Source organism: Bacillus sp. RSS_NA_20 (assembly GCF_020165915.1).
Classification (GTDB): domain Bacteria; phylum Bacillota; class Bacilli; order Bacillales; family Bacillaceae; genus Bacillus; species Bacillus altitudinis.
The window spans coordinates 868573-885437 of sequence record NZ_JAIUKW010000003.1 but is presented as its reverse complement, the minus strand read 5'-3'; the positions used below and the strand labels follow the sequence as shown (position 1 = coordinate 885437).

Sequence of the window (16865 nt, the reverse complement as noted above, 5' to 3'; positions counted from 1 at the left end):
ATGAACCATCCATTCAAGGTGAAGCTATAGAAATGATGACTTGAACTAAAGGAGGAAATGCAGATGAGAGCTGTCACCTATCAAGGGAAAAGCCGCATTGCGGTGAAGGAAGTAGATGCACCATCTATACAAGATCGTGAAGATGTCATCATTCGAATTACATCTACAGCTATTTGTGGGTCAGATTTACATTTATATCAAGGGAATTTCCCGCTTCCTATCGGCTATGTGATTGGGCATGAACCGATGGGGGTGGTAGAGGAAGTCGGGCCGGATGTCACTGCGGTGAAAAAGGGAGATCGTGTCGTCATTCCATTTACCGTGGCGTGTGGTCAATGCCAGTATTGCCATCATCATCTAGAAAGTCAATGCGATCACTCAAACCCCCATTATGATTCAGGCGGACTTTTTGGATACAGTGAGAAATATGGGAATTACCCCGGAGGACAGGCTGAATATTTACGTGTGCCCTTTGGAAACTATACACCATTTAAGGTGCCGGATGATTGTGAGCTAGAGGATGAACAATTGCTGTTTTTATCAGATGTTCTGCCAACTGCTTATTGGAGTGTAGAACACGCAGGTGTAAAAAAGGGGGATACAGTCATTGTGCTGGGGTGTGGACCTGTTGGGTTAATGGCACAGCAATTTGCTTGGCAAAAGGGAGCAGAGCGGGTCATTGCTGTTGATTACATAGACTATCGCCTTCACCATGCAAAACGAATGAGCGGCGTAGAAGTATTTGATTTTACAGAAGACCCTGACATGGGAGAAACCCTAAAAGAGCTCACTAAAGGCGGGGCGGATGTTGTCATTGATTGTGTGGGGATGGATGGAAAAAAGTCACCGCTTGAAAAGATTGAACAGAAGCTCAAGCTGCAAGGCGGAACGATAGGGCCCATTCAAATTGCCACAAAAGCCGTGAGGAAATGCGGGACTGTTCAGCTGACGGGTGTGTATGGAGGTCTTTACAATATGTTCCCATTGGGTGCTTTTTTCGCAAGAAACGTCACGCTGAAAATGGGACAGGCACCGGCGAGAGGGTACATGTCAAAGCTTTATCAAAAAGTGACAACCGGGGAAATTGATCCTAGAGCGATCATCACACATCAATTACCGCTAGATGATGCAGCTCATGCGTATCACATATTCAATGAAAAACAAGATGATTGTATAAAAGTCATCTTAAAGCCATAAAAAGAAGGCTTAGGATATTTCCTAAGCCTTTAATGTGCGCTCGTCCATCATTTTTTCGATTAATTCAAAAAATGTTTTTTTATCTTCTTCTGATAGGTGATTGAACAGTTGATTGACAAGCAGCTGACGATTGTCGATCATTTGTCTGGCGATTTGTTCACCTGATTCAGAGAGTGTAATCCATACCGTACGGCGGTCATTGTTATTTCTAGAGCGGATAATTAGCCCTTCATCTTCTAAGTGATTGAGAGCGGTTGTTGTTGCGGAGGGAGATAATGAAACTTCCTGCAGAATATTTTTCACAGTACATGATTGATGGCGGTAGATGATGCGTAAAATAAACCCTTTTACATTCGTGACGTTTTTGGGGATATTCTCTTCATCTATTCGTTTCGTCGCCTTTAAATACTTTGTCAGTGCATGGTCTAACAAACTTGCCTCTAGCTCGAAATGTTGCATTCTCCATACCTCTTTTCCTATTGCATTCGCATTTTCCGATCAATTACTAGGTCTATCTTATCATAATAAGCATCATCATTTAAACCAAAATGGAAGACGGCTATAAAATTACCTATATTATCAATTAATAAAAGAAACAATTCCAAAATGAAATGATTTTACTTTCACCTCTTTTTATTTTAGAATGTGAATGAGATAAAATCTGCCAATCCAATTCACTGGAAATTGGCTATTGGACATCAAACGTTTGGAGATGAAGATATTGAATACTTTACAGGCATTACTAAACGACAGAATGGAACGCTCTTCACAAATTGAAGCGGTAACTGGCGGAGGTGTGTCTTATACATTTGAAGAATATGCAAAACGCATTGATCAGCTAGCGCATTACTTACATCGTAAAGGAATTCGAAAAGGTGACCGGGTGTGCTTTATTTGTCAAAACCATCATCACTTTTCTACGATTATGCTGGCAGCCATTAAAGCAGGTGCAGTCGCCGTACCGCTTAGCTGGCAGCTTACCTCTTTTGAGCTAGAAGGTATCTTGAAAAAAGCAGAGCCAAAGGCTTTATTTTTTGACCGTGAATTCCGTGACATTATTGCGGCAGTGAATGTGTCTTTAGAAGATTGTCTCATGGTGGAATCTGGTGTCAATGCGAAAACAACACAGCTGTTTGAAGACATATTGGCGTCTAATGATGGAAGTGATCTTGCTGAACAGGTATCAGAAGAAGATTTGGCCATGATTTTATTCACCTCAGGTACAACAGGCAATCCAAAAGGCTGTATGGTCGGACATGGACGAATCTATCAATTTTTAACACGACGTGGGAATCGAGGATTTGATCTGAAAGGAAAACGATACTTGGCAAGTCATCCGTTGTATCATATGAGTTCTATTAATCACCTGATTGCAGCTGCAATTGAAGGGTATACGTTAGTCTTCTTACATGATGCAACACCGAAACGCATTTTAGAAACGATTGAGAAAGAAAGAATTACGTTTATGATGGCTTTCCCATCAGCTTATACGTACATGCTAGAAGAAATGAAGCGCGGTTCGTACGATCTCTCATCTTTTGAAATTGCGATTTCTGGTGGTACGAAGGTACCGGTACGCTTAATTAAAGATTACAAAGAAGTAGGCATTCAGATGATGCATGGCTATGGAAGTACGGAAGCGTGGGTTGTGAGTGCGTGGCATCCAGCGATGGGCGAGGATAAGATGGGATCTGCTGGTAAAGTGGATCCGGATGTAGAAGTCAAAATCGTGCATCCTGAGACAGAGGAGGCGCTCCCAGCTGGAGAAATTGGCGAGGTCGTCATGAGAAGCCCATTTTATTTCTTAGGCTACTATCATCAACCTGAAGCGACAGAGAAAGTGCTCAAAGATGGCTGGTTCCATATGGGAGATGCAGGCTATCTGGATGAAGACGGTTTTCTATACATCACAGGGAGATACAAAGATGTGATTCTATACGGTGGGGATAATATTTACCCTGACCAAGTGGAAGAGGTCATTGATCAAATTCCAGGTGTAATTGAATCTGCTGTCATTGGGGTACCAGATGACTTATATGGTGAAGTACCAAGTGCATATATCGTAAAAGACGAATCTGTCGATTTCTGCGAAGAAGATGTGTTGAATTACTGCAAGGAACGTTTAGCAGATTACAAAGTGCCATCCATTCATTTCACGCAGGATCTTCCAAAAAATAAACTTGGTAAAATCATGAAGAAAGATTTACGTGAATTGGTTGTGAATGCGTAGGACCTATTCTGCTATAATGAAATTTGAATGATTTTTTTGTTTTTCTAACGTTTTGGAGGGAAAGGGTTTGCGACATATACTTCGTAAGAAACACATTCACGATTTGTTAGAACAGAGCAGACAGCAAAAGGTAAAAAAAACACTGGGCGGGCTCGATCTCACGCTCCTTGGCATAGGGGCTGTGATTGGGACGGGGGTCATGGTGTTAACCGGAATTACAGCAGCTAAGGATGCAGGACCGGCTGTTATTTTCTCCTTTGCGATCGCAGCGATTGTGTGCAGTTTAGCAGCACTTTGTTATGCAGAAATGGCTTCCGCGCTGCCTGTGTTCGGTAGTGCGTACATTTATTCATATACCACAATGGGTGAACTCGTAGGTCATCTCATGGGATGGACGTTATTATCTGTTTATATGCTGACTGCTTCAGCTGTAGCGAGTGGCTGGTCGAGTTATTTTAACAGCCTGCTGGAGGGGTTTGGAATCTCAATTCCACATCAATTTTTAGCTGGTCCAGAACAAGGCGGATATATGAATTTGCCAGCAATTATCATTGCTTTACTCATTGCGTGGATCCTATCTAGAGGAACGAAAGAAAGTAAAAAATTCAATAATATCATGGTGTTTGTGAAACTTGGCATTATTGTTCTTTTCATTGTAGTAGGTGGTTTTTATGTAGAGCCAGCCAATTGGCAGCCGTTCATGCCGTTTGGTACGGAAGGGATTATTGCTGGAGCCGCTGCTGTGTTTTTTGCCTTTTTAGGATTCGATGCCATTTCGGCTTCTGCAGAAGAGGTGAAAAATCCACAACGGAACCTGCCAATTGGCATTATTGGTTCATTGCTCATTTGTACGATCATTTATATTGTCGTTTGTTTGGTCATGACAGGCATGGTGCACTATACGAAGTTGAATGTGACAGAGGCAATGTCTTATGTATTGCAAAGTGTCCATCAACATAGCGTGGCTGGTATTATTTCTGTCGGTGCTGTGATTGGATTGATGGCTGTGATTTTCGCCAATAATTATGCGGCAACTCGAATTGCTTTTGCGATGGGGCGGGACGGGCTCTTGCCTAAAGTGTTTTCAAAAACAAACAAAAGTGATACACCTGTTGCAAGTATATGGGTGATTGGCGGAATGACAGCTGTTATTTCAGGGTTTATTGATTTGAAGGATCTGTCCAACCTAGCCAATATCGGTGCATTATTAACGTTTGCGATGGTGAGCTTATCCGTACTCATTTTGAGAAAGACACATAAACAGCTAGAAAGGGGATTCCGGGTTCCGTTTGTACCGGTTTTGCCAATTATCTCGATGGGCTGTTGTGTGTTCCTGATGCTCAATTTACCAGGCCGGACATGGCTGTATTTCGGGGTTTGGCTGATGATCGGTGTCGTCATGTACGCAGCATATTCTAACAAACACAGTGAATTAGCGAAATCTGCTTGAGAAAAAGGTGCAAATCCGTTGACGATTTGTGCCTTTTTTCATACGATTTGGGATAAGCTATATAAGAGATAATGAACGGAACAAGAGGAGGATGAGGGAAATGATCAGCGTTAGTCCTTATATTGTCGTAGAAGACGTCAAAGAATCTCTTCAATATTATCAAGGAATTTTTGGCGGAGATATTCGTATCTTAAATGAACATCAAGACCGTGTATTGCATGCTGAGCTACACCTTGGAGAATCACTGCTCCACTTTTCAGATACATTTGGTCGCACACCAAAACCGGAGAATCTTCGATTGATCATGCAGTTTGACAATGAGGAAGAGTTAAAGGCTGTATACGAGGCGCTTGAAGCTGACGGAGATGTCCTTGTAGAATTACAGGATACGTTTTTTGGCGCACTTCATGGACAAGTACAAGATCGGAAGAATGGTCTGATATGGGTGCTGAATTATATGAAATAAATAAAGACCTTCACTCTTGTGAAGGTTTCAGCGTGTAGACAAACCCTCGCATTCGGTGTCAGTCCTGCGTGCTGGTGCTCACGAATGTGAAATTCGCTCCGCGCCAGTACTCGTCCTTCCTAGACTTCAAAGGTTTTCTATCACGCTGAAAAGAAGACAAAGGGCTAAAATCAAGTTCATTTTAGCCCTTTGTCAACAATCTGAGACCTTCACCCTTGTGAAGGTTTTTTTGTGAGTGTTTTTATTTTCTGAAAAATGGAAAATATGCTATGTTGGAAGAATGATAAGACATGGGGAAAGGGTGGAAAAGGAATGGATCAAGTTGAGTTTCAATATATTCAAACAAACGGCATAAAGCTCCATACAGCAATGGCTGGTCCTGAAGATGGCCCACTGCTGGTCCTGCTGCATGGATTTCCTGAGTTTTGGTATGGTTGGAAAAATCAAATCCTCCCCCTAGCTGAGGCGGGGTATCGTGTCGTTGTTCCTGATCAAAGGGGATACCATCTGAGTGACAAACCAGAAGGAGTCGAATCATACGTCTTAGACAAATTAAGAGATGATATCGTGGGATTAATTAAGGCGCTGAGCCCAAATCAAAAGGCCATTGTCGGCGGACATGATTGGGGTGGAGCTGTTGCTTGGCATCTTGCTTCAACCCGTTCTCAATATGTAGAAAAATTAATCATCGTCAACATGCCGCATCCTCGTGTGATGATGAAGGTCCTTCCGTTTTATCCGCCGCAGTGGAAGAAGAGCTCTTATATCGCGTTCTTTCAGCTTCCAAATGTACCAGAGGCAGCCCTTCAAGAAAATCACTTTCAAAGACTGGATGAAGCCATTGGATTGTCTGCTAGACCTCATCTGTTCACGAAGGAAGATGTCTCAAGCTATAAGCTGGCATGGACGCAGCCGGGAGCCATTACGTCCATGTTGAATTGGTATCGAGCGATTAAAAAAGGCGGCTTTGAAAAACCGATTTCCAAACGAATTCTCGTGCCTGTCCGAATGATTTGGGGAATGGAGGACAAGTTTCTAAGCAGAAAGCTCGCAAAAGAAACGATCAAAATTTGCCCAAATGGACAGCTGATTTTTGTCGATGATGCCACCCATTGGATCAATCATGAAAAGCCAGATGTCGTGAATAAGCTCATACTCGAATTTTTAACATAAAGAAATAAGCTCTGATCATATGACCAGAGCTTATTTGTTTTATCCGATTTGATTCTTTTTCAAGGAAACAGGTTCGTCGTCCCAGCATTCAATCTCTTCATTGTTTGGAACAGCGTTTTTATAGAAAACAGGATCTTTGCCTTCTTTTTTCTGTCTCATGTAATCCTTCAGTGCTGCAAAGGCGACTTTGGACAACATGGTAATGGCAATGAGGTTGACGATGACCATGAGACCCATGAATAAGTCGGCTAGACCCCAAACGAGAGGAACAGTCGCAACAGCTCCGAAAAGAACCATGCCAATGACAGCAACACGATAGATGTTGAGCCAAATTTTATTCGCTCCCAAGAACTCAATGTTCGTTTCACCATAGTAATAGTTACCAATTAACGTACTAAAAGCGAATAAGAAAATCATGATCGCCAGGAATCCAGAAGCCCAAGGGCCAATGTGCTGGCTTAATGAAGCCTGAGTTAGCTCAATTCCTTCCAGATTGGTTGTTTTATACGCATCAGAGAACAGAACAAGAAAGGCTGTGCTTGTACAAATAATTAACGTATCTGTTAACACACCAAATGCTTGGATTAATCCTTGTTTGACGGGGTGGCTCGTGACAGCAGTTGCTGCTGCGTTAGGGGCACTACCCATACCGGCTTCGTTTGAGAAGAGACCGCGTTTAATCCCTTGTAACAATGCTCCACCTAATGTACCGCCGGCAAACTGTTCAAATCCGAAAGCGTGCTTCACAATCGTACTGATGACACCTGGTAGTTCAGTGATATTTGTGATAATCACAAAGAAAGCAATCCCGATGTAAGCAACGGCAAGAAAAACGACAATATATTCAGATGCTTTTGCAATCGCTTTGATCCCTTTGAAAATAATGAACGCAAAAATAACAGCCATAACGATTCCGACAGTTAAACGATCTAGGCCAAAAGAGTTTTTAAAAGCGACGGTGATTGTATTTGATTGCACGGCGTTAAAGACAATCCCAAAAGAGATCGTGATCAGGATGGCAAATAAAATCCCCATCCAGCGCTTATTTAATCCTTTTTCCATGTAATAAGCAGGTCCACCGCGGAATCCTGTTTTATCTTTTACTTTATACACCTGAGCTAGTGTACTTTCAACAAAGCTTGAAGCAGAACCGATAATCGCTACGATCCACATCCAGAAGATTGCGCCAGGTCCACCGATCGCAATAGCGATGGCAATCCCTGTGATATTCCCTGTTCCGACACGTGCTGCCATACTGATGGCAAATGCTTGGAACGGTGAGATTCCCTCTTTTTCTTTTCTTCCTTCTTTTAGAACACGCAGCATTTCTTTCAGCATTCTGACTTGCAGGAAGCGTGATCTATATGTGAAGTAGACCCCTACTCCAAGTAACAGAGCAATGATTAGATAAGTCCAAATAAAATCATTTGTAGTTGTTAAATAAGATAGCAAAGCTTTTTCGTTCATAACATCACCTCTTCGATTTCATCACTGTTCTCTTTAAAAAATACTGAGATCCCACTCTTTGGCGAGTTTCTTCAGCATCATGACACCGGTAATACTATTTCCACAATCGTCAATGGCAGGACCATAAATGCCGATACCGCAGCCTGTCTGAAATGGGAATTCTCTTCTTGCGCTTGGCGGAACGCAAGCCATGATTCCTCCAGACACACCACTTTTGGCTGGAACGCCTACGAAAGCAGCAAAATTACCAGACGCATTGTACATGCCGCATGTCAGCATCAATGCCTTTGTTAGTCTTGCGATATCTTTTGGGATGACTTGGACTTGTTTAAAGGGATGGTAGCCATCACTTGAAATAATCAGTCCAATCAAGGCGATGTCCTCTGTTGTAACCTCAATGGAACATTGCTTTAAATACACTTCTAACGTGTCCTCGACATCTGATTCTAAGTAATTGGTTTCTTTTAAATAATAAGCAAGTGCCCGGTTGCGGTGTGCAGTTGCCCATTCTGATTGATAAACTTCTTCATTAACAGAAGGACGCTTACCTATTAAGTTTTCGATTAAATCGAAAATATATGCTAGCTTTTCTGTAGAAGTCTTTCCAGGAAGGATGGAGGATACGGTAATAGCTCCAGCATTAATCATTGGATTAAAGGGCTTCCCTGGTTTATGCATCTCAAGGCGGTAGATGGAATTAAATGCATCACCAGTTGGCTCTACATCTACCCGATCCAAGACGTACGGAACGCCTCTTCCTAAACAGGCAGCTATAAAGCTGATGACTTTTGAGATACTTTGCAGGGTAAAGGGAACGTCCCAATCACCATAACGTACAGATGATCCATCTGGGCCTATCACGCTGATACCAAGTTGAGAGGAATTTACTTTTCCGAGTGCTGGAATGTAGCCAGCGTTCTGCCCGTTTTTGTAATACGGACGTATTTCTTCTGCCCATTGATCAACAGAAGACTGGCATGCGTGTTGTGTATTATTAGAAATTGCTGTTTTCATACGATTCCTCCAATCAAAAATCAAAAAGTACCCTATTGAATTGGCGGATGACAAAAAATGCGATCAAATAGGCACGAAAACATGTTACACATCTTCAAAGAACTTGTCATGCGCTGCTTGTACCACTCCTTTACACCTAAATATATGTTCAAATGAAGGCTTTGGCGGCGAAACAACAAAAAGGGTTTTTAGTGAAAATTCAGAAAACGCTTACATATAGTTTCACTAAAATTGTTCATTCAATTTATCTTGGAAACTACACAATCTGACGAAAATCTACAGAAAAACTTACAAATAAAAATCAGTCCGTATGCAATTGTCTAAACAATTCCCATTATTGTAGACAATCTCCAAATGTAGAATAGCTGAAAGGTCACCATGCCTTCTCGGAGAATAGTCATAAAAAATGATTTTGAAGAGAGAAGAAGCCGTGAAAATAATTTTTTTGCTCATTGTGAAGCAAAGAGTCTCCTTGTATACTGTGGCTATGTAAACAGGGGAAGGGATGTCAGTCATTTGAGTTTAAACCAGCTTGTCAAAAAAGACGCATTTATTTTGATTTTTATGATCGTCATTGTGCCGCTTGCGGGAGAGCTGAAGTTTTATCCTGTGAATGAAACATTTCGTATTAGTTTTGGGGCACCTGCGTTTTTCTTTTGCTTATTACTTTTAAGAAAATCAAGACCATTGCTGCCAGGTTTTTTAACAGGCGCAGCCATTGTCCTATTTCGGGTAGGTTTAGATCTTATTCAGCAAAAAGCTGATCTGGCTCTGTCATTTTATCAGCAGTTTCCGAGCTTCTTTTTTTACTTTACTTATGCTTTTCTTTTCTTTGTTGTCCGTACAGGACGTTTTAAGCAGCGTTCCATTTTTATTGGGCTGATCGGACTGATGATTGAACTGCTTGCTGATTTTGTTGAGCTGTTTGTACAATTTTTAGTGTTTGATACAACCATGACTTTCTCAAAGCTGAGTGATATGATCCTCATTGCATTTGCTCACAGCTTCGTGGTCATCAGCTTTTTTAATATGATGAGGCTGTATGAGGCACAATCAAGAGAGAAACAAATCATGAAGCAAAATGAGCATATGATGATGGTCATTTCAAATTTATATGAGGAAACAGTTCATTTAAAGAAAACGTTAAATCATACAGAGCACATAACGCAAGAATCCTATCGGCTCTATCGTCTGCTGAATGAACATGAGGCAGGAAAGAAAGTGAGTCAGGAGCTGCTCAAGCTTGCAGGGGAAATACATGAAGTCAAAAAGGACAATCAGCGTATTTACGCTGGGCTTTCAAAGCTAATTTCCAAGGAGAATATGCAAGATTATATGAGGGCAGAGGATCTTGTTCAAATCGTGATTCGCATTCAAGAGAAATATGCGCTATCTCTCGGGAAGAACATTTCCTTTACATCTGATATAAAAGGCATTCACTTGCATGAGTATCATGTGTTCATTTTCTTATCGCTGATTAATAATTTAATGGCAAATGCAGTTGAAGCAATCAAGGATGATGGAGCCATCTCACTCGTATTAAAAGGGAGTCATGATAAAATAGAGATTCGGGTTGAGGATGATGGACCGGGTATTCCTGAGAAATTGAGAGAGATTGTATTTGATCCTGGATATACCTCAAAATTTGATGCATATGGAACACCGTCAACTGGGATTGGCTTATCCTATGTGAGAGAGCTGGTTCAAGAGCTGGACGGTCAAATCCAGATTGAGCAAAAAGAAACGAAAGGAACAGCTTTTCAGCTTGTCCTTCCGATAAAAAATTTAATACAGAGAGGGTGAGTGTATGCGATTTTTCATTGCAGATGATGATCGTGCAATACGCTCGATTTTAGGTCAGATCATTGAGGATGAGGATCTAGGAGAGGTCGTGGATGAAGCTGATGACGGCATAGGATTAGAAGCGCATTCATTGAACCTGAAAAAAGTAGACATCCTTCTGATTGATCTTTTAATGCCAGCTAGAGACGGCATTCAAACCATACGTCATATTCACCCTGAATTCAAAGGAAAGGTCATCATGATATCTCAAGTAGAAGCAAAAGAGATGATGGCAGAAGCCTATGAACTTGGAATTGAATATTATATTCATAAACCCGTCAATCGAATTGAGATTGTCAGTGTCATTCGAAAGGTCATGGAGCGGATCAAGCTCGAAAAATCAATTTACGATATTCAAGCTTCTCTTCGGCATGTGCTGCCATTAGAGCCAGTGCTTTCTCATGAGACAGGTACTGGATCAAAGCGAAGAACGATGAAAGAGGCAGGGGAATTCCTCCTATCTGAATTAGGAATTGTCGGAGAGAGTGGCTCTAAGGATTTACTAGAGATCTTGATCTACTTACATGAAACGCAGACAGCCAATTCTCATGAGGTGAATTTTCCGCCATTAAAGCAGCTATTTATCAAAACGGCGGAACGAAAGCTTGGTCGTGGTGCGTCGGATGTGGAAGTAATGCGGGAAGTGAAAGCAGCAGAGCAGCGAATTAGACGAGCCATCCATCATTCCTTAAATCATTTCGCATCACTTGGGCTCACAGATTTTTCAAATCCTAAATTTGAGCACTATGCGTCGAAGTTTTTTGATTTCACTGATGTCAGCCAAAGAATGAAAGAAATGCAGAAGACTTCTTCATCTGCAGGGTCAACAGGCAGAGTCAATACGAAAAAGTTCGTGCAAATCTTTTATTTTGAAGCAAAGCAGCTATTCGAAGGGATGAGCTGAGGGAAATCTATTGGAATGATTGGAGAAAATAAACAGAGACAGAGTGCTTTTGACTATGAGCCGCCTTGCTCTTTTAGACGTCTTTGTTATTTATCTGATCATTCTGATTTTTCTTTTTTCTTGAAAATAAAACTCTCCTGTGCAATCGTTTGTTAAAATAGTGAGGTTAGACTAGAATGTCGGAGGTTTTATTTTGGGAAAAATTAAACGAAATGCGCTCTGCCCATGCGGAAGCGGAAAAAAATATAAACATTGCTGTGGTCAAAAGTCAGGCGGAGAACAAACGTCTGAGCTTGTGTTTAAGGAAGCTGTACAAGTTCAAAAGGATTTAATGAATTATGCGTTCTCTAAGCATCAGAGAGCGATCAATCAATTCATTAATGAGTTTTCTTTCCTAGCAGATATGGATAAAGAAACGCAACAAATCTCAGTCTTTCATTTGAGTGTATGGGGCATTTTCTTCCGCCCATTAACAGATAAGAAAGAGACCATCTTCCAAGAATTCCTGACAAAAAAAGCAGAAGATATTACCCGTCCTAAAACAAGACAAGTGGTTGAATCTTGGACAGACATGGAGCCATCTTTGCTTTTATTAAATGAAAAAACGGACGAGTCTCTTTACTTTGAGAATATGGTGACAGCTGAGAAGGTTGAAGTTGATGTGAAGCCGGATCAAACTGTGCTGCCAGAGAAAGGTAGTCTTGTTCTAGGTTTCCCTGTTCAGTTTGAAGAAAAAGCAGAGTTTTTCATTCAATATACGATGTTTGCGAAAGAGTTTACTGATACGCTTCTTCTTCAAGTTCGCCAGCTCGTTGAAGCACATGAGGCAAACGGAGGAGCACGTAGTACATTTATGAGAGAAGCCTTCCCTGAAGTGCTGAAGTGTATGTTTGCGAAGCAAGAAGTTGAAGAAACAGAAGCGCCTGCTCAAACAGAAGGAAATACAGTAGGACTATCAGCAGATCGTATGGAATGGGCTAGTGACGTTCAGCTGGAAACAGCCAAGCTAATTGAAGACGGGATGAAAGAGCACGGTGACCAAAGCCTGACAGATGGCGCTTTAACGGTTTGGAAAGCTTACTGTGATCAGAAAGCACCTGTGATCCGTAAAGCGGCGTCATTTGCTGCGGGAATCGAATATTATATTCATTCACTTGCAAGCGATGCCCCGCTTTCTCAAGCACAAGTTGCTAAAAAGTATGGCATTAGTGCGTCCACTGTATCGAGCCGATTTAAAGACATTGAAAAAGCGGTCAAAGAAGAGCAAGAGACGACTGTATCATAGCATGAAAAAAGACGCGGCACCTTTCAAGGAGCCAGCGTCTTTTTTTCATCATCTTGTTTTAATAAAACCACTCATGTATTGCTCTGTATTATAATCATTGAGGTCAATTTTCCACTGACCATCTCCGTTACGTTTCATTTTCACTTCATACTCAGCAGGGCTTGAGACTGGAGGAAGCTTTTCAAACTCAGATGCGTACATATTCAAGCTTTTCTTATACAATTCTTCTTTCGAACGGATTTTGCCGTTGTAAAACTCATCTCTTTGTTTGTCTAGTTTGTCTTTTAAGTTAGAAGCATCAATACCGGTTACTTGAGCGACAACTTTCGCTTCGTCATCTGAGATGGTTTTCACACTTGTTTCCACTTTCGCTTTATCCTTCATTGTATGTTGCATGCGTTTGTACATGGATAAAATATCGCGGTCACTGACTTCGTTTCCGTATATGCCTGCACTTCTCTTGAAGTCTTTCACAAACATTTCGTGATATTTATTAACGACATCTGATTGATTGTCACCTGTTAATTCTGAGAATTGATCATTCTTTTTGTCAAAAACAATGATATCTGTATAAGCAGATAGTGCTTTTGCTGGGTTATCTAGCTTTTTCGCTGTATCCAGTATCTTTTCGCCATCTAGTTCAATTTCGATCGAATCGCTGTTTTTCTTGATGCTATCTTGGTACACGAACTGATATTTTTTGCCTTTATCTACTAGGAAATAAAGAGCTCCTGATAGTGATTTCCCTTTGTTCAATGACCCAAGATCAAGGCGGTCTTTACTGCCGTAGAATTTTAAATCAGAGACTTTGGCATCGTCCTGATAAAGGGTGAAATCAGAGTTATATAATGAAAGGGCTTTGTCACCTTTGTTCGTGATCGTCAGGTTGACTTTTAACACCAATTCATTGTCCCGCAGGGTAGTTGTTGAGTCTTCTGGTAACGTATATTCGTAGCTATTCACTTTTACCTCTGCTGTTTTTGTTGATTTTTGGTCAGCCTTTGTTGATTTTGCTGAGCTCTGGCAGGCTGCAGAGATGATCATCACGAATGAAATCATGAGGAGTGCACTTATTTTTTTAAGATTCACAGTTGATGCTCCTTTGCTTTTCTTTCGTCATTTTCTTCCCGCTATCTGACTAAGAAAAAAGAAACAGATAGAATGGTATATTCGGGTGTTAAAGGGGAAAATCTCCTAATGACGATTTGCACTATTCATTCTATCGAATTTCATTCGTGATGAGGAATAGGTTTTAGTCCCTATCTTTAATAGATTTTTACACAAATACCTATAAAAAACGGAATTTAATAAGTAAAATATACTAGTTAATAAGAATTAATTTATCTATTTATCATGGGTTTTAAATGTTTTTTGTATAAAATTCTTGAAGTGGAGGTATTTTTTATTTCACAAGGCGATGACGAATAGCGAAGACGACAGCTTGTGTCCGATCTTGTGCATTTAATTTCTGCAAAATGCGATGAACATGTGTTTTTACCGTACTTACACTAATAAATAACTGATCAGCAATGTCTTCATTCTTTAAGCCATAAGCCATTTGCTGCAGGACGTCACGTTCCCGTTCTGTAAAAGATTCTTGAAGAAAATGAGTGTGGTGCCGATCATTTGCCTGATGAAGGGCTTGGGCCATCATATGCTCGGAGGCTGCCGTTTTAAACACAGATTCGCCAGCAAAAGCCGTTCGAATGGCATCAATTAAGTCCTCCGGCGATGTGTCCTTTAGTAAATAACCGACTGCTCCTGCACGGATTCCGTCAAAGACATATTCTTCTGTATCAAAGGTCGTCAGAATGACAACTTTGATATCAGGCTGCTGACTTAAAATGTGCTCTGTTGCTGTGATACCATCCATTATAGGCATTTGGACATCCATCAGCAGGACATCCGGTTTGCTGCTAGCACAAAGGTCCACTGCTTCCTGACCGTCTGCCGCTTCCCATATAACCTCAATATCCTCTTGAGCACTTGCAATATAACGAAATCCTTGGCGAATCAGCGGTTGATCATCAATTATGCCAATTGAAATAGGGTTTTTCATAATAGGGTATCCTCCTTGATTGGGATTTGAACAAGTATAGAGAAGCCATGTGGATCACGAATGGAGGTCTTGAGAGTTCCCCCTGCTGCCTCACAGCGGGCTTTCATACCTGACAGGCCAAACCCGTATGATATGCTGCCGCCGTTTACATATCCATCATCTTCAATGTGCATGATGAGCTCTTTATCATCATTACATAATGTAATACTCATCGTGGTCGCTTGCGCATGCCGAATTGTATTGGTGATCGCTTCTTGCAAAACACGATAGAACAGTTCAGATATAGCGAGCGGCCATTTTTTATATGTGAGCTGATCGGTATAAAAGTGAAGCTCAAGCTCTCCAGTCATTTCTCCTTGTTTCACTAAGCTGCGGAGTCCTGCAAGACCAAGTCCTGCATCATCTGACGCCATATGATGAACAACGGAACGGACCTCGGTGAGACAGTTTTTAGAAATGGAGATCAGTTCATCAAATGTTTGAGCCATCTGTTCAGGTTTTTCTTGTTTTAAGCGGTAGGGCAGAGATTGAAGCTGCACAATCATAGACGTTAATTGGTGGCCGATGCTGTCATGCAAATCCCGTGCAATTCTGCTTCGCTCTTCCAGCACAGCAAATTGCAATGACTGAACCGTCGCTTCTTCCAGTTCGATATGAGCCTGTTTCAATTTCTCATGTGCGTCTGACAATTCACGGTGAACTAGCTGAAGTTCTCCGAAGTGTTCTTCCTTTAATTCTTGTTCCCGCCGCCGCATTCTAGAGATCAAGACAATGGTATACACAAGCAGCTGGAATATTGGAAGGGTGATGATCATGCTCCAAGAAAGCCCATTCACGTAGTAACTTACACCACTGGTGAGAAAGATCAGTCCGAATAAATAGGGATGATGTGCCTCTGAAAAACGAAAAGCAATAAAACCAATCATAAAAAAGGTGAGCCCGATACTGTCTTGCAGATGTCCTGTGACGACCCAAAGGAGATGTGTCAGTATCCACATCAAGAAGAGCATGGAAAATTGCTTTTTAGGTGCCAGCTTGTTTTTTGGAAAAAGACAAAGAAGAAACACCAAATAGGCGAAGGTGCGAAACACCAATTCGCCTATAGAAAGTGGCTCGTACATTTGAATATACATATACGTCAACACAAGACCTAACACTACTTTTCGTCTCATTTGACCTAAAAGCTCGAGTGGCTTCTGAAGATTCATGTGTAAAACTCCTGTCTGTCAGTTAAATGGCTGCAGATGCTTTGAGGGCCATATATTTTTTAAAAAGGATGAACCGCAATCCAATCATGCTTCCGACTGGCAGTAATGTCAGGCCATTTGCGAAGATCATCAGCGAATGAACGCCGTCTTGAACAAATGAGCCAACTGCCATACGTATCAGGATAACCCCAATGAAAAAAAGGGTTCCATAGAGAGAGCTTGCGGCAGTAATACGCCCTGACTGACGATCAAATGTTACTTTATATAGTGTACCTCTCCATAGCCCGATTGCAAAACCTACAAGTACAAAGACTGCCATTACGAGCAGGCCCGTAGCAGTGATTTGCACATGCTGCATGAATGAATAAGAAAGAACAGCTAATAAAATCATCGGACCTATCAGAAGTTTGATTGGACGAACTTCTTTTTCCTTGCCTGACCTTAAAAGTAGAATGACGATGATGATCACAATTTGAATGGTCATGTGAAGAACCTCTTTTCGTTTAAGTGTATCTTCATCATACGAATCTTTTTCTTTCAAATCGTCCACCTCCAGATTGATTTTAAGAA

General features: G+C 41.3%; 15 protein-coding genes. 8 read left to right on the top strand and 7 right to left on the bottom strand.

All coding sequences use genetic code 11. The features are described from left to right. Positions 1 to 63: 63 nt before the first annotated feature. On the top strand, positions 64 to 1197 hold the full coding sequence (locus LCD32_RS04485; protein WP_058214118.1) for a zinc-dependent alcohol dehydrogenase: 1134 nt from the start codon (positions 64 to 66) through the stop codon (positions 1195 to 1197). 21 nt (positions 1198 to 1218) lie between these two features. On the opposite strand, the gene LCD32_RS04480 is transcribed toward LCD32_RS04485, so the two are convergent. Then, a complete protein-coding gene (locus LCD32_RS04480; protein WP_007498406.1) occupies positions 1219 to 1656 on the bottom strand; it encodes a MarR family winged helix-turn-helix transcriptional regulator in 438 nt (145 codons plus the stop codon). A gap of 262 nt (positions 1657 to 1918) precedes the next feature. Between LCD32_RS04480 and LCD32_RS04475 the strand changes: the two genes are divergently transcribed. The 4 genes from LCD32_RS04475 to LCD32_RS04460 all read left to right on the top strand — a co-directional run bounded on the left by LCD32_RS04475 (position 1919) and on the right by LCD32_RS04460 (position 6516). Continuing rightward, the gene (locus tag LCD32_RS04475) at positions 1919 to 3427 is read left to right on the top strand and encodes a class I adenylate-forming enzyme family protein (RefSeq protein WP_060780727.1); all 1509 of its coding nucleotides are present in this window, start codon (positions 1919 to 1921) and stop codon (positions 3425 to 3427) included. 67 nt (positions 3428 to 3494) lie between these two features. Next, positions 3495 to 4877, top strand: a complete 1383-nt coding sequence (locus tag LCD32_RS04470; RefSeq protein WP_017358611.1) for an amino acid permease — start codon at positions 3495 to 3497, stop codon at positions 4875 to 4877. A gap of 100 nt (positions 4878 to 4977) precedes the next feature. Next, positions 4978 to 5343, top strand: coding sequence for a VOC family protein (locus tag LCD32_RS04465; protein WP_008342155.1), 366 nt, complete (start codon positions 4978 to 4980; stop codon positions 5341 to 5343). 312 nt (positions 5344 to 5655) lie between these two features. Then, a complete protein-coding gene (locus LCD32_RS04460) occupies positions 5656 to 6516 on the top strand; it encodes an alpha/beta fold hydrolase (RefSeq protein ID WP_041508187.1) in 861 nt (286 codons plus the stop codon). A 39-nt stretch (positions 6517 to 6555) separates the two neighbouring features. Here LCD32_RS04460 and LCD32_RS04455 read toward each other — a convergent pair whose 3' ends face one another. Then, the gene (locus tag LCD32_RS04455) at positions 6556 to 7983 is read right to left on the bottom strand and encodes an alanine/glycine:cation symporter family protein (RefSeq protein ID WP_017358609.1); all 1428 of its coding nucleotides are present in this window, start codon (positions 7981 to 7983) and stop codon (positions 6556 to 6558) included. 33 nt (positions 7984 to 8016) lie between these two features. Next, a complete protein-coding gene (locus tag LCD32_RS04450) occupies positions 8017 to 8997 on the bottom strand; it encodes a glutaminase (protein ID WP_008342152.1) in 981 nt (326 codons plus the stop codon). Positions 8998 to 9513: 516 nt separating this feature from the next. On the opposite strand from LCD32_RS04450, the gene LCD32_RS04445 reads away from it, so the two are divergent. The 3 genes from LCD32_RS04445 (at position 9514) to LCD32_RS04435 (ending at position 13028) form a co-directional block, all read left to right on the top strand. Further along, entirely contained in the window at positions 9514 to 10800 is a 1287-nt protein-coding gene (locus LCD32_RS04445) for a sensor histidine kinase (RefSeq protein WP_017358607.1), read from the top strand. Between the two features lie 4 nt (positions 10801 to 10804). Then, positions 10805 to 11743 carry a response regulator gene (locus tag LCD32_RS04440; RefSeq protein ID WP_060832041.1) on the top strand — a complete coding sequence of 313 codons (939 nt, stop codon included), beginning with the start codon at positions 10805 to 10807 and terminating at the stop codon, positions 11741 to 11743. A 193-nt stretch (positions 11744 to 11936) separates the two neighbouring features. Beyond that, on the top strand, positions 11937 to 13028 hold the full coding sequence (locus tag LCD32_RS04435) for an SEC-C metal-binding domain-containing protein (protein WP_017366546.1): 1092 nt from the start codon (positions 11937 to 11939) through the stop codon (positions 13026 to 13028). Positions 13029 to 13076: 48 nt separating this feature from the next. Here LCD32_RS04435 and LCD32_RS04430 read toward each other — a convergent pair whose 3' ends face one another. From LCD32_RS04430 to LCD32_RS04415, 4 genes are all read right to left on the bottom strand, one after another. Beyond that, a complete protein-coding gene (locus LCD32_RS04430) occupies positions 13077 to 14117 on the bottom strand; it encodes a DUF4352 domain-containing protein (protein ID WP_050826893.1) in 1041 nt (346 codons plus the stop codon). A gap of 313 nt (positions 14118 to 14430) precedes the next feature. After that, positions 14431 to 15087 (bottom strand): response regulator, encoded by a 657-nt coding sequence (locus tag LCD32_RS04425; RefSeq protein WP_052320695.1) that lies wholly within the window; start codon positions 15085 to 15087, stop codon positions 14431 to 14433. Beyond that, positions 15084 to 16295 carry a sensor histidine kinase gene (locus tag LCD32_RS04420; RefSeq protein WP_052320694.1) on the bottom strand — a complete coding sequence of 404 codons (1212 nt, stop codon included), beginning with the start codon at positions 16293 to 16295 and terminating at the stop codon, positions 15084 to 15086. Before LCD32_RS04420 ends, LCD32_RS04425 begins: the two co-directional genes overlap by 4 nt. Before the next feature lie 22 nt (positions 16296 to 16317). Further along, entirely contained in the window at positions 16318 to 16845 is a 528-nt protein-coding gene (locus LCD32_RS04415) for a DUF1453 domain-containing protein (RefSeq protein ID WP_224562902.1), read from the bottom strand. Positions 16846 to 16865: the final 20 nt, after the last annotated feature.